General features: G+C 38.7%; 11 protein-coding genes. 10 read left to right on the top strand and 1 reads right to left on the bottom strand.

The annotated features are described in order from the left end of the window. Positions 1–91 precede the first annotated feature (91 nt). Together BUA53_RS00915 and BUA53_RS00910 are read left to right on the top strand one after the other, a co-directional pair. Entirely contained in the window at positions 92–1,234 is a 1,143-nt protein-coding gene (locus tag BUA53_RS00915; RefSeq protein WP_084079738.1) for a serine hydrolase domain-containing protein, read from the top strand. Between the two features lie 70 nt (positions 1,235–1,304). Continuing rightward, positions 1,305–2,102, top strand: a complete 798-nt coding sequence (locus BUA53_RS00910; RefSeq protein WP_072833354.1) for a PhzF family phenazine biosynthesis protein — start codon at positions 1,305–1,307, stop codon at positions 2,100–2,102. A 100-nt stretch (positions 2,103–2,202) separates the two neighbouring features. Here the strand turns inward: BUA53_RS00910 and BUA53_RS00905 are convergent, their stop codons facing one another. Beyond that, positions 2,203–2,388, bottom strand: a complete 186-nt coding sequence (locus BUA53_RS00905; protein WP_072833353.1) for a cache domain-containing protein — start codon at positions 2,386–2,388, stop codon at positions 2,203–2,205. A 359-nt stretch (positions 2,389–2,747) separates the two neighbouring features. Here BUA53_RS00905 and BUA53_RS00900 point away from each other — a divergent pair, with 359 nt between their 5' ends. The 8 genes from BUA53_RS00900 to BUA53_RS00865 all read left to right on the top strand — a co-directional run bounded on the left by BUA53_RS00900 (position 2,748) and on the right by BUA53_RS00865 (position 13,537). Then, positions 2,748–5,216 (top strand): TonB-dependent receptor, encoded by a 2,469-nt coding sequence (locus tag BUA53_RS00900; RefSeq protein ID WP_072833352.1) that lies wholly within the window; start codon positions 2,748–2,750, stop codon positions 5,214–5,216. 236 nt (positions 5,217–5,452) lie between these two features. Then, positions 5,453–6,328: an alpha/beta hydrolase gene (locus BUA53_RS00895; protein ID WP_072833351.1), complete on the top strand. Its 876-nt coding sequence runs from the start codon at positions 5,453–5,455 to the stop codon at positions 6,326–6,328. Positions 6,329–6,331: 3 nt separating this feature from the next. Next, positions 6,332–7,492, top strand: coding sequence for an acetyltransferase domain-containing protein (locus tag BUA53_RS00890; protein ID WP_072833350.1), 1,161 nt, complete (start codon positions 6,332–6,334; stop codon positions 7,490–7,492). A gap of 234 nt (positions 7,493–7,726) precedes the next feature. Next, positions 7,727–8,377 (top strand): DUF6064 family protein, encoded by a 651-nt coding sequence (locus BUA53_RS00885; protein WP_072833349.1) that lies wholly within the window; start codon positions 7,727–7,729, stop codon positions 8,375–8,377. 155 nt (positions 8,378–8,532) lie between these two features. Further along, the gene (locus BUA53_RS00880) at positions 8,533–8,781 is read left to right on the top strand and encodes a hypothetical protein (protein WP_072833348.1); all 249 of its coding nucleotides are present in this window, start codon (positions 8,533–8,535) and stop codon (positions 8,779–8,781) included. A 534-nt stretch (positions 8,782–9,315) separates the two neighbouring features. Continuing rightward, complete coding sequence (locus BUA53_RS00875; protein WP_072833347.1) at positions 9,316–10,671, top strand: 3-keto-disaccharide hydrolase; 1,356 nt, start codon at positions 9,316–9,318, stop codon at positions 10,669–10,671. Positions 10,672–10,726: 55 nt separating this feature from the next. Next, entirely contained in the window at positions 10,727–12,085 is a 1,359-nt protein-coding gene (locus tag BUA53_RS00870; protein ID WP_072833346.1) for a Gfo/Idh/MocA family protein, read from the top strand. 339 nt (positions 12,086–12,424) lie between these two features. Next, entirely contained in the window at positions 12,425–13,537 is a 1,113-nt protein-coding gene (locus tag BUA53_RS00865) for an acyltransferase family protein (RefSeq protein WP_072833345.1), read from the top strand. Positions 13,538–13,707 lie beyond the last annotated feature (170 nt).

The raw sequence follows: 13,707 nt of genomic DNA, 5'->3' as shown, positions 1-13,707 counted from the left end.
GGCTCTGAATAATAACATTATCTATAAATCAGGATCCTGGTAAATATATTTATTGGTGGCAATAATTTTATGTTAGAATGGTTACATCAAAATGAAATCTTGGTTTTTTATATTGTTTGTATTATTGGTGTCGTTACAGATAGCCGCACAAACAGACCGTAAGAAGATTGAATTGCGTAATTCGTGGTCGGTTAAAGATTCAACTGTTAATGAACTGGTTCAAGCATTTATGAAAGATACTACGCAGGTTGGATTGTCATTAGGCATAATCAAAGATGGAGTAACCTATACTTTTCATTATGGCTCCCGGGAAAAAGAAAAAAAATTACCACCAACAGATAGTACTATTTATGAAATTGGTTCCATTTCCAAGACATTTACAGGAACTCTGCTGGCGCAGGCAATCATTGAAGGAAAAGTAAGTCCTGCTGATGATATTCGCAAATATCTTTCTGGTATTTATCCCAATTTAGAATACCAGGGCCATGCCATAAAAATTATACACCTGGCACACCATACTTCGGGTTTGCCTTTATTATTACCGGATATTCCAAACTTATTTCGGAATCCGCAAGACTCAATACCTTCTTTAATAATGGCCCTATATCAAAATTATACGCTAGATAGCTTTTGGAAAGATTTGCACCATTTTAAAATGACATTTCAACCAGGTTACCAGTTTAAGTATTCAAATGCCGGCGCACAACTAGCAGGTTTCATATTGGAACAAACTTATAATCAGCCATACGGTTCATTGGTTAAAAACTATATAACTGGACCACTTACTATGACCCATACAAATGTTACCTACACAGAAGATAGTGTGGCCAGGTATTTTGCAAAAGGATATAATAATAAGGGAATAAAAATGCCCTACAATCATACGCTTTCCATACTTCATCCAGCGGGTGGCATTTGTTCTTCAGTAATCGATATGTTAAAGTATATCAGAATGCATTTAGATGAAAAAAATGCAACAATTGCATTATGTCACCTGGCTTCTTTTGGTGATTCAACTCATACTGGTACTGCTTTATTCTGGCAGGTTGATAAACTTCCTGGTGGAAAATCCATAGTTTGGCACTCTGGTGCAAGTTTTGGCTTTTCAAGCTATTGTGCAGTTTGTCCTGGACTACATTTGGGCATTGTATTATTGTCAAACGAATATGACATGGCTTCCTTTAATAAGTTTACAGATTTAGGTAATAATATTATGAAGGGGATTTCTAAATAGCATGTAATACTGCTGAGGGAATATATTTAAACTATTGTGGGTTATGTTTATGGTTTCTTAAATTAAATTCATGAAGACTTATTTCGTTGATTCTTTTACCAATCAGAAATTCAAGGGAAACCCTGCTGCTGTTTGCATTGTAGAAACTGATATTGATAATCAATTAATGCAAAACATTGCAACTGAAATAGGTTTTTCAGAAACCGCGTTTATCAAATACATTTCGAGGAATAATTATAGCATTAGATTTTATACTCCCAAAAAAGAAATTCCATTATGTGGTCATGCTACATTAGGGGCATCAAAAATTCTATTTGAAACCTCTTCCCTTGAAACTATCAATTTCATTAATTGCGAAAACGTTGAATTAAGGATTGAGAAAGTTGATGGTAAGATCATGATGCAATTCCCTGTCTATGAGACAACTGATTTTACTGTTCCTGAGCCTGTATTCAGTGCCTTGGGAATAGATAAGGCATTAGATGCCAGGTATAGCCCCAAAAACAAGATCATTCTTATTGAGATAAGCGACCCGGGTACACTTGCCGGATTGAAACCTGATTTTGTTGCTTTAATAAATTCATACAAGGGCATCAATGGCGTTTTGGTTACAGCCAGATCCAATGACACCGGTTTTGATTTTCACTACCGGTATTTTTGGCCCTGGGCAGGCACAAATGAAGATCCTGTAACAGGCGGTGTACAAACATTCCTTACTAAATATTGGGCACAAAAACTCGGCAAGACAAAATTTAAAGCATTTCAGTCTTCTTCACGAACAGGCACGATGATTACAGAACTAGTCAATGACAAAGTATTCATTTATGGAGAGGCTGTCATAACATTTGAAGGCGAGTTTTTATCTTGAAATGTGAAACATCAAACAATAATGTCTCACAAGCTGTTTGCCATACTATAATCAACTGCTATCCCTTGTGCCTTGAAACTTAATTTCATTTGTTTCGCCATTACTGGTAAAAACCGGCACCCACAATATATGTTTCATTTCCATGCTGCACCTTTCTTACAAACGCTTGCTTATGGGCTGGCTCATTCTGACCGGGCTTGTACCAATAATAATCTACCCAGGCACTTCCTTTTTTTGTGGCACTATCAATATTTTCCCGCACCAAAAATTTTCCATCCTTTTTCATAATCATAGTTTTAGCGTTCTTCTATCTATTTCAAAAGGCAGTTTGTGTGGCACATTAGTTTCCGTGTAACATCATAAGAAGTATTGGATGTTTTATCTTCATTACGGAATAGGAGGTATTCAAAATTGATTAGAGATGAATTGTGAAACAATGACATCAATCAGTGTATTCAGTGATATTGATTTAACGATAGAAAAGGAACAGGGAATTTATAAGGGTCATAAGAGATTATAAATAGCTGTTAAACTCAAAAATTGCTAAACCTTTTCGGAACAAGGGTGTTATTGTAAATGTTATTTACCTTTTAAACTTAAAGTTTATCAATTTGCATTAAGCAGATTGACAAAGGAATTTATCTGATGCTTTACCCAACAGGAAAAACATTACCAGTACTGCTGACTTGTATTTTTTTATTCGTTTTTACAATCATAAATGCACAAGTTACTGGCCGCTTGTCAGGTAAGGTTGTGGATCGAGCCACACAAAAGCCGCTTGCTGGAATTTCAGTCTTGCTGCAGGATAGTACTAAAGGCACAACTACAGATTCGTTGGGAGGTTTTCTATTGAACAACCTGGATATCAAAACATATAACCTGGTATTTACAGGTGTAGGTTACAAGCCGCAAACCTATTATAACCTGGTTGTCACCACAGGTAACGAGATAAACCTGTCTGTCGAGATGGAACCTGATGTTACCTCACTTTCTGAAGTAGTGGTACGGTCAGGCCGCCGCACGGCAGCTGCTGCAACGCTTGAGTCACCTTTAAGTGTGCAGCGTTTAACTACAGAAGAGATCAGGAGTAATCCCGGGGGCAATTTTGACATCAGTAAGGTTATTCAAACATTGCCTGGTGTGGGAGGAGGAATAGGCGGTGGAGGGTTTAGAAATGATATCATTATAAGGGGTGGAGCGCCCAACGAAAATGTTTTCTACCTGGATGGTATAGAGATCCCCGTGATTAACCATTTTCAAACACAGGGAAGTTCCGGCGGCCCACAAGGTATATTGAATGTATCGTTCATTGAAGATGTAAAACTAAGTTCCTCTGCTTTTGAGGCCCGCTATGACAATGCCCTGAGTTCAGTATTCCAGTTTCGCCAGCGTTCCGGCAACCCTAACCGGGTTCAAGGAAATGTGCGGCTGAGTGCTACTGATCTTTCCGCTACCCTGGAGGGTCCCTTGTCATCGAATAAAAAGACCACCTTCCTGGCATCGGCCCGGCGATCTTACCTGCAATTGCTTTTTACACTAATAGATTTGCCCATTCGACCTAATTATTGGGATTTTCAAACGAAGATCACCCACCAGTTGAACAGTAAAACCACGGTTTCATTTGTTGGCCTTGGTGCAATTGACCAATTTAGTTTCGCCAGGATAAAAGATGCGACGCCTGAAAAATTATATGTACTGAATTCCAATCCTTTTATCAACCAGTGGAACTATACTGCGGGTATATCATTGCGCAGGTTGATTAAAGATGGATTCTTAAACCTGGCTCTGAGCCGTAATACTTTCGATAATGATATTCAGCAATACCAGGATAATGAGACCAGGGTTGCAGCTGAACAAACCTTATCCTACTTATCAAGAGAAACAGAGAATAAATTCCGTATTGATGTGAACAAATATCGAAATGGTTGGAAGTGGGCCTATGGGGCATCGGCACAATTGGCCGATTACAGTAATCATACTTTCAGTGTCATCCGTCGTGAATTAAAGGATGCGAATGACAGTGTGATACAGCAGGGTGAAAGTTTGAACTTCATAAGTCCCATGGAAAGTTTCTGGCGGTTGGGTGCCTTTGCCCAGGTAAGCCGGCGTTATTTTGATGGCCGGCTTGGCATTAGCGCCGGAGTACGTTCAGATATAAATACTTTTACTACTGGTGGATCTAATCCCTTCAAAACCCTGTCACCCCGCGTTGCCTTTAGTTATACGTTAGCAGAGAGATGGACTGCTAATATTTCAATTGGCCGTTACTATAAGATACCTCCATATACAATCCTTGGATTTGCAGATAACAACGGAGTGCTGGTTAATAAGAACAGCAGCTACCTTCGCAGTGAACATTATGTTGCGGGCGTCGAATTCGTGCCCTCTAATGACTTGCGATTTACAGCAGAGGGCTTTTATAAAAATTATGACAATGTACCGGTATCTGTGCGCAATGGCATTTCTCTTTCCAATCTTGGGTCTGATTTTAATGTATTGGGAAATGAAGCAGTGACTACGAATGGAAAGGGGAGAGCTTACGGAATTGAATTGTTTGCACAACAAAAACTAACGGATCGTTTTTTTGGTATTCTTTCCTATACTTTTTACCGTTCCGAATATAGTGGTCGTAATCAACTCTATATTCCAAGCAGTTGGGACAATCGTCATCTTTTAAGTGCAACTATGGGTTATAAGTTGCCCCGAAACTGGGAAGTTGGCCTGAAATTCCGATACCAGGGTGGAGCGCCTTATACACCATTTGATGAAGCAGCCTCAAAACTGAATTACTTGTCACGCGGTCAGGGAATTTTAGATTATGCAAGGTTGAATACACTACGACTAGGCAGCTTCAATTCGAGTGACATCCGTATTGATAAGAAATGGAATTTCAGAAGAACTACCATTGACCTGTTTTTAGATGTAACCAATTGGTACCTGGCTAAAAATCCGGAGCCGGACAGCTATACTTTTAAACGCAATGCTGAGAATACAGGTTTTGTTACAACAGATGGTCAGCCAATAAAACCAGATGGCAGCAACGCAATTCCCCTGCGGCTTGATAACAGTGATGCATCAGTTACTCCCTCTATTGGTTTTATAATAGAATTTTAGATCCTATTCTTATTTTGAAAAGAACAGGTATGCTTCTGTATTCAACATATGAACCAGGAATACATGGCATTGGATAATATCAATAGATTCAAAGTTCTTTAATGCTAATGAAGGCAATGATGTTTAGGAATAAATAACTATTTTGTTGAACCTAAGCCGATAGTCTGGAATACTTTAAGACAATAGTCTTTCAGGGCTCTTGTAACTGTGACGGGTGTTAAACAACAAGAAATTAAATGAAAAAAATACTAGTATGTCTTTCTTGGGCATTGCTTCCAACCTTCCTTTTTGCCCAGGATAAGGGTTCTGTGCAGGCGGTAGGAACCAAACCTTTTGTATTAGGAGTTATAGAAAAGATTCAATCAAAGGTTTTAGGAGAGGAGAGAACTTTGAACATCTATCTGCCTGAAGGGTATAATAAAAACGATACCACAAGGTATGCTGTTACTTATTTACTGGATGGTTCAGCCGACGAAGATTTTATTCATATAGTAGGCCTGTATCAATTCAATAGCTTTGAATGGATCAACCGTGTGCCTAAAACAATTGTTGTGGGGATAGCGACAGTTGACAGGAGGAGGGATTTTACCTATCCTACAACCATTGATAAGGATAAAAAGAAATATCCTACCACAGGACACTCGGATAAATTTATTGCTTTTATTGAAAAAGAATTACAGCCTTTTATTGAGAGCCGGTATAAGGTAAATGCATCCAAAACCATCATTGGTGAATCTTTGGGGGGCTTGCTGGCCACGGAAATTTTGTTAAAGAAGCCGGCCCTTTTCAATAAATATATCATTGTAAGTCCAAGTATATGGTGGGACAATGGATCTCTATTGAGCTTGCAGTCTCCAGTTTTGCTGGAAGGATATACTCATAAAACCGATGTTTATGTAGGCGTAGGTAAAGAGGGGTTAACTTCAACAGAAATGCCTCGTGTAATGGAAGTGGATGCCAACCTGTTAGCCGATAAGATAATGGCCGCAAAAAGTAAAGCTGTTAGTGTGTATTTTGATTATTTACCGGAAGAAAATCACGCAACAATTATGCACCAGGCTGTGAATAATGCACTGAAAAAATTATACCCCGTATCGATCAGCAATAAATAAGAAATGAAAAGAATTGCTTCTATTGACATCACCCGGGGAATTGTTATGGTGATAATGGCGCTGGATCATGTAAGGGATCTGATACATGTTGACTCGCTCACGCAAAGCCCTACCAATTTAGGAACCACTACACCCATTTTATTTTTTACAAGATGGATTACCTATTTATGCGCACCCACTTTTGTTTTTTTAGCAGGCACCTCTGCGTATCTGTCTTTACAAAAAAGCAGTGATTGCTCAAAAAGTAAAAGATTTTTATTAAAACGTGGACTTTACCTTATTCTCCTGGAAATCATTGTTGTAAATTTTGCATTATTCTTTGATCCGGGTTTTCACACTATACTTTTTGAAGTTATCGCTACCATTGGCTTTGGTTTTATAATCCTTGGGCTTTTTTTAAATGTGTCCATACAAACGCTTGGCATCCTTGGCTTAATTATTCTTTTTGGACATAACCTTTTCAACCTCATTCCACTTACGGGCAATTCAACATTAAAGACTGTACTTTCTCTTTTTTTCAACCAAACTGCCATTCCATTTTCAAACAGGGTATTTGTAATGGCTTACCCACCTGTTCCATGGCTTGGCATCATGCTGGTTGGATTTGCTTCCGGAAAATTCTTTGAATGGCCAGTAGAAAAAAGGCAAAAGCTATTCATGCAATTTGGTCTTATAGCATTGGGTTTATTTGTAGCGTTGAGGTTTGTCAATATATATGGTGACCCTGTAAAATGGTCTTCTCAAAATACTTCGGTTTTTACCTTCCTTTGTTTTATGAATGTTACAAAGTATCCACCTTCATTGCAGTTTTGCCTTGTAACCCTGGGTATCATGTTTTTTATGCTTGCTATTTCTGAAAGATGCCGGAATAAACTATCACAAATTGTATCTGTTTACGGGAAAGTTCCTTTGTTTTATTTCCTGGTTCATTTCTTTCTTATTCATTTGCTGATGCTGGCTGTCCTGTTTTTACAGGGATTTTCCTGGACGCAAATGAATTTTGCATCAGGCAATTTTGGAAGGCCAAAGGATATACCAAGCGGCGTACCACTATGGGAAGTTTATTTGATTTGGATTGGTGTAGTAGTACTCCTATACAAGCCCTGCCTTTGGTTTGGTAAATACAAATCCAGGCATAAACAATGGTGGTTGAAATACATTTAAATGATATAATCACTGGAAATTTTGGCCATGAACTATTAGTATGAGCCTGGCCATTCAAAGGTTGGAAGATCTAAAGTTATTTAACCTCATTGAGTATCAGAGAAAGCCTGTTAATTTATTGATGAAAATAGGTGCAGGGGTTACTGACTCCTTTCACTTTTCTCTTTGATGGCGGTCATAGTTTAGTTGATGTGCATTAGTGTACTTAGTATGTGAATAGCGAAAATATTTCGTATGAAATTGCCATTCACTGTTGAGCAGTTCTTGGGGGTTTTCAAAACCTACAACGAATCTATCTTTCCCCTACAGATGCTTTTTTATTTACTGGCTGGAGCTATTGTTTTTTTATCAGTAAAAACCAGTGTGTGGTCAGATAAAGTTATTAATTCAATTCTTGCTTTTTTCTGGGTATGGATGGGCATAGCTTATCACATCTTGTTTTTTAGTACCATCAATAAAGCAGCTTACTTATTTGGGATATTATTTATTATACAGGGGCTATTGTTTTTTTACTATGGTGTTTTGAAACAAAGAATCAGGTATAAGGTTAAACAGAACAAACCAGGCATGATGGGCACTACATTGGTAATATTTGCATTAATTATTTACCCGGCATTAGGTTACCTGTTTGGCCATGTTTATCCATCAACCCCGGTATTTGGGGTTCCTTGCCCCACCACAATATTTAGTTTTGGAATTCTTTTATGGAGCGATAAAAAGGTTCCGGTAATAATATTAATCATTCCTTTTTCCTGGTCCCTTGTTGGGTTTTTTGCTGCAACTGTTCTTGGTATGAGGGAAGATTTTGCCTTAGTTCTTGCTGGTTTGTTGGCAACTGCCCTTTTATTGTTTGGGAAACAAGGTGTTCAAACTGCTAAGGGTTGAAATTTACAAGTGATATGAGTTTGCAGCACCTATATAGGTCCCTGGGCAGGATGGTGTCTTTTCGCTATTTAATTTCCGGAGATGATTTACAATTTTTACTGCTGCTACAAATGTTTCCATTTACCTTTATATTATCAACCATAATACTTGTTTAAATGGAAGCGACCTTTTTATTTATGGCGGTATTGATCGGGGTTTTTGCTATCTTGACTGCTATCGGTTATATAAAAAGGAACAGCGAAAAAAGGATCACTCCTGCAGCATTAGCCGCACTGGCCCTGATAGCTGTTGGGATTTTTTTAGGTGATATTAAAATGATCGGGTACAGTATGATAGGTGCTGGCATGGTCCTTTTTATTTTTGAAATGATCAGGGAATATAAAAAGAAACATCCCCAGCATTAACTCACACTGTAGATAATTAATAATATCATCTACATCTTTTTCAAACCATAGGTTTAGTCTTTATGGGAAGTATTTCTTTCATTGAGATTTCTATTTTAATGCGGTGAATTAAAGTAACCAGTGATCAATGACCACCGGCTACTTGTTCTCTCATGTGCGTGTAATAATTTTAAGCGGATGGTCTTTAGAGGCATTTTCATAAAACTGCAAACTGCTTCCAGTTTAGGTAGCAGTGCCTGCGAGCAATGATGTCAAAATGAACAGGTACTGATCATTTTCTTCGTATGGTAAAACTAATCAATTGCAATTCTCTACTTCATACAAGTTTACCTGTTTTTTACCATGGCAAAAATGGTTTTGTTATTTCAAATCCTTTGCTGTAGCTAATTCTGGGCTTTTGCCTGTTTTATATCCAAGTAGGTTTTAAAAGCTCTCTTTTATCCAGGGCCTATTTATTTCTCCGCTGAAACAAAATGGTTTATCTTAAAATTCTGATCCGGATCTTTTTTAATTACTATCATCTTCGGTAACCGTATGTATAAAAACTTTTTATTTATTGCAGCTTTATATGCAAGCTTACAAGGCGCTACACAATCTCCATCGATTTGGAAGAATTTATTTAATGGTAAAGATCTGTCCGGATGGAGACAGTTAAATGGAAAAGCAAAGTATACTGCCCGAAATGGTGAGATCATAGGGACCACGGTTATGAATGAGCCCAATTCATTCCTGGCTACTGAAAAAGAATATGGTGATTTTATTTTGGAGTTTGAATTCCTTGTCGATAGCGGTTTGAATTCAGGTGTACAATTCAGGAGCGCCAGCAAGGCAGACTACAGGGAGGGAAGGGTGCATGGTTACCAGTATGAGATCGATCCTTCTCAACGAGGGTGGACGGGCGGTATCTATGATGAATCGGGCAGGGATTGGTTGTATCCCCTTGATCTGAATCCTTCAGCAAAAACAGCTTTCAAACAAGGAGGCTGGAATAAGGCGCGAATAGAATGTATTGGCACATCAATACGCACATGGATCAACGGCACGCCTGCAGCTTATGTTATAGATGATGTAAGGCCCAAAGGATTCATTGCATTGCAGGTTCATGCCATTAGCAAGAAGGCAGAAGAAGGGAAACAGGTACGGTGGCGTCGCCTTCGCATCCAGGAAGCAGTTTCAAAAGTTGCGGCTACTCCCCAACAATTTATAGTCGATCTTATACCTAACAATGTTTCTGAGGCCGAGAAAAAAAATGGCGTGTCTTTGTTATGGGATGGTCAGACCACCCATGGATGGAGAGGAGCGTACAAAGACAGGTTCCCGGAAAAGGGATGGCAAATTAAAGATGGCATATTAAGTGTCCTTCCTTCGGGGGGCGCTGAGTCTTCGAATGGAGGTGATATAGTTACAGAAAAGGAGTATAGTGCCTTCATTTTGCAATTTGATTTTAAACTAACTGAAGGCGCCAACAGCGGTATTAAATATTTTGTAACGGAGAAAGAAAATAATGCAGGATCAGCCATAGGGTTAGAGTACCAGATCCTGGATGATGCCAGGCATCCTGATGCCAAACTGGGTGTGGTAGGCAACAGGACACTGGCTTCTTTATATGACCTGATACCCTCTACAAAGGAACCCAGGGCCCGGCGACCAATAGGAGAATGGAATCGGGGGATGATCGTGGTATATCCGGACAACAGGGTAGAACATTGGCTGAACGGATGGAAAGTATTGGAATACCAGCGGGGTGCTCCCTATTACTATGCATTGGTCGCCAGGAGCAAGTATGAAAAATGGCCGGAGTTTGGTATGGCTGCAAAAGGACATATTCTTATACAGGATCACGGTGATGCTGTTTCTTACAGGAGTATCAGGATACAGGAATTGAAATAACTAAGTATAGCGCTGTGCTAAATAAATGGATCGGTAATCATTATAATCAAATTGTATGTCAATCAACAGGCGAAAATTTATTGTCCATTCTTCTAAGGCTGCTGCCGGAATTTATTTAGGTACTATGGGTCTTAGTGCGAAGAGCTATGCCCGCATTATTGGTGCTAATGACAGGGTAAATGTTGGTGTAATAGGATTTTCAGACCGCTTCAGGTTTTCCCATTTGCCCTGCTTTTTAAATCACTACAAAGAATTGAATTTCGATATAGTGGGTGTTTCCGATATATGGAAATTGCGCAGGGAAGAAGGCCGTGATCTTTTACAACAAAAATTCGGGCATGAGGTGAAAGCCCATGTCAATAATGAGTCCTTATATGAAAATAAAGACATTGATGCAGTAATTATCAGCACCGCGGACTTTCAACATGCACTTCATACCATTGAGGCAGTAAAGGCAGGTCGCGACGTGTATGTGGAAAAGCCATTTGCAGAAACGATGGATGATGCCAATGCTGCGCTGAAGGCGGTAAAAGCATCCGGGAAAATAGTGCAGGTGGGTTCGCAAAGAAGAAGTGGCGCTAATTATATGGCCGCAGCAGATTTTATCCGTGATGGAAAATTTGGACCGATCACCATGGTTGAATTAAGCTGGAATGTCAATCAGCCGGGACGTTGGCGCAGACCGGCACTGGTGGCTAAAATAAAACAGCAGGATACTGACTGGAAGCGTTTTTTGATGAACAGGCCCTATGAACCATGGGATCCCAGGAAGTATTTGGAATACCGCTTGTTCTGGCCTTATTCTTCCGGTATGCCTGGTCAATGGATGTCGCACCAGATAGATACGGTGCATTGGTTTTCGGGGTTATCACACCCAAGAACGGTAGTCGCCAATGGCGGCATTTATATGTGGAAGGATGGTCGCCGCAATTGGGACACCACGACAGCTGTATTTGATTATGGCCCAAAGGATGATCTTACAACCGGGTTCCAGGTAGTGTTTTCATCGCGTATGCATAATGGTGACGAACATCCCTCGGAGATCTATTATTCCAACGGGGGAGAATTGAACCTGATCACCAATAAAGTATCACCTGCAGGAGGACTTCAAAAGAATTTCGCTGATGAAATGAAGATGTCAGCCAACCTGTTGCCGGAAATGGAACTTGTGAATAAAAATATTCCAGTTATAGCCTCTGCCAATACCGGAGGTGATGCACTAACCAATGCGCACATGCGTAACTGGATGGAATGTATTCGCAGCCGCAAACAGCCCAATGCACCTGTGGAAGCCGGGTACCATCATTCTATAGCCTGTATCATGACCAATGCGGCCGTGCATACAGGACAAAAAGCAAGCTTTGATGAAAAAACAAGGCAGGTGATGGCGGGCGGTAAAGTATTTAAGTACTGATAGTATTCAGTAAACAAATACAACCCTTAGTATTTAAGTCTATGTTTTTTCCATTACCAATCCACTCAATATTTTCCACTATATATTATTTAATTACAATAACTACACACATTAACATATTAAAAATGTAGGCGAGGGCTATTAGTAAATTTCTTTTGTTAATATCTTACACTAGCAATAACGGATTTAGGTTTTCAATTTTCTTTACGCATTTTTTAAATCAGGCTTATGATTTGCAGGTGAATGCAATTTATTAACTGTTCAATAGTTAATAACTAATGATCATAAGACTATACAATTAAAAAATCTATGGCGTAAGTCACTAGTATATTCGGTAAAATGCATAAGTCCACTACGGTTAAGAAAAATTTATATGTTGAGAGTTTAAGAGGCATTGCAATTATCCTTGTTGTTTTTGGACATATTATAGGTTCTGATAATACTGGTGGAATGAAAGTGGCAGATCATTCTATTTTTAGGTACTTATATTTTTCATTAGAATATATTCGTTTGCCTCTTTTTACTGTGATCTCAGGATGGGTATATGCTAACAGACCCATTTTTTTTTATAACAGAAATGTTTTTTTAAGAAATAAAATAAGAAGGCTGCTTATACCTTTAATCACAGTCAGCACTTTATTATTTCTCTTAAGGATTGTAACACCGGGTACCAATTCCTCCCCAGAGTTTTCAGATATTTGGAAGAACATCTTCTTTCCCTATGATATATATTGGTATATCTATTCCTTGTTTATTATTTTTCTTGGAATTATTGTTATTGACAGCCAGCCTTTCTTTCATTCATTAAAAGGATGGGCTATTACTTTAGTAGCATCACTATGCCTGTTATTCATAAGTTCTGCTTACCTGGAAGCAGTACCGAATTTTTTTAGTTTTAAAGGAGCTATATATTTATTTCCCTTTTTCCTATTTGGCATTTCTCTTTTTCGTTATAAGAAGATAATACTTAAGAAAGGGTATGAAATTGGGCTGGCAATACTGTTCTTAATTGGAATAGGCATCCAGCAGCTTAGTTGGTTTGGAGTTTTGCCATTGCAAGGACGGATCAGTATACTGGCGTTTGTAGTTGGAGTCAGTGGTGTCTATTTATTATTCAGGCTGCGCCTCAAAAGCAATATGCTTATCTGGATAGGTCAATATGCTTATGAAATATTCTTATTTCATGTTTTTTTTACAGGGGGAACACGCATTGCATTATTACGAATGGGGATTGAAAATAAGTGGGCTATCCTGGTGCTGGCCCTTATGATCTCTATTTTGATACCTATACTTTTACAAAAATTATTCAGCCAGTCAGGGTTATTGAGCCTTCTTTTTTTGGGCAGGAGCCTGAAAAATAAAAAAAGATCTTCCATTCCTGTTAGTAGCACTCCTAATCTTCGTAATCCTTCTTCGGAAGAACTGCTCGAGAATTCCATGGCTTCAAAGTAATAAGTACCAGTTTCTATATTACCTGGGTTAATCCCTGCCTCTTACTTACATGTAAATTTGATATTGAGCCCATATGTAGACCCTATAAAAAGGATAGCTATAATACTTTAATATTATATATTTATCTCTTTTATTTAGGAGTGCAGCTATTTTTATGCCTTATAGCAATT

Source organism: Flavisolibacter ginsengisoli DSM 18119 (genome assembly GCF_900129295.1).
GTDB lineage: Bacteria > Bacteroidota > Bacteroidia > Chitinophagales > Chitinophagaceae > Flavisolibacter > Flavisolibacter ginsengisoli.
Note: the sequence above shows the minus strand (reverse complement) of the source record. Positions and strands in the feature narration are given on the sequence as shown.

Coding starts and splice junctions, on each gene's coding strand:
- BUA53_RS00880 (WP_072833348.1), top strand. CDS start 8,533: ATGGAAGCGACCTTTTTATTTATGGCGGTATTGATCGGGGTTTTTGCT.
- BUA53_RS00915 (WP_084079738.1), top strand. CDS start 92: ATGAAATCTTGGTTTTTTATATTGTTTGTATTATTGGTGTCGTTACAG.
- BUA53_RS00865 (WP_072833345.1), top strand. CDS start 12,425: ATGCATAAGTCCACTACGGTTAAGAAAAATTTATATGTTGAGAGTTTA.
- BUA53_RS00905 (WP_072833353.1), bottom strand. CDS start 2,388: ATGAAAAAGGATGGAAAATTTTTGGTGCGGGAAAATATTGATAGTGCC.
- BUA53_RS00895 (WP_072833351.1), top strand. CDS start 5,453: ATGAAAAAAATACTAGTATGTCTTTCTTGGGCATTGCTTCCAACCTTC.
- BUA53_RS00890 (WP_072833350.1), top strand. CDS start 6,332: ATGAAAAGAATTGCTTCTATTGACATCACCCGGGGAATTGTTATGGTG.
- BUA53_RS00875 (WP_072833347.1), top strand. CDS start 9,316: ATGTATAAAAACTTTTTATTTATTGCAGCTTTATATGCAAGCTTACAA.
- BUA53_RS00885 (WP_072833349.1), top strand. CDS start 7,727: ATGAAATTGCCATTCACTGTTGAGCAGTTCTTGGGGGTTTTCAAAACC.
- BUA53_RS00910 (WP_072833354.1), top strand. CDS start 1,305: ATGAAGACTTATTTCGTTGATTCTTTTACCAATCAGAAATTCAAGGGA.
- BUA53_RS00870 (WP_072833346.1), top strand. CDS start 10,727: ATGTCAATCAACAGGCGAAAATTTATTGTCCATTCTTCTAAGGCTGCT.
- BUA53_RS00900 (WP_072833352.1), top strand. CDS start 2,748: ATGCTTTACCCAACAGGAAAAACATTACCAGTACTGCTGACTTGTATT.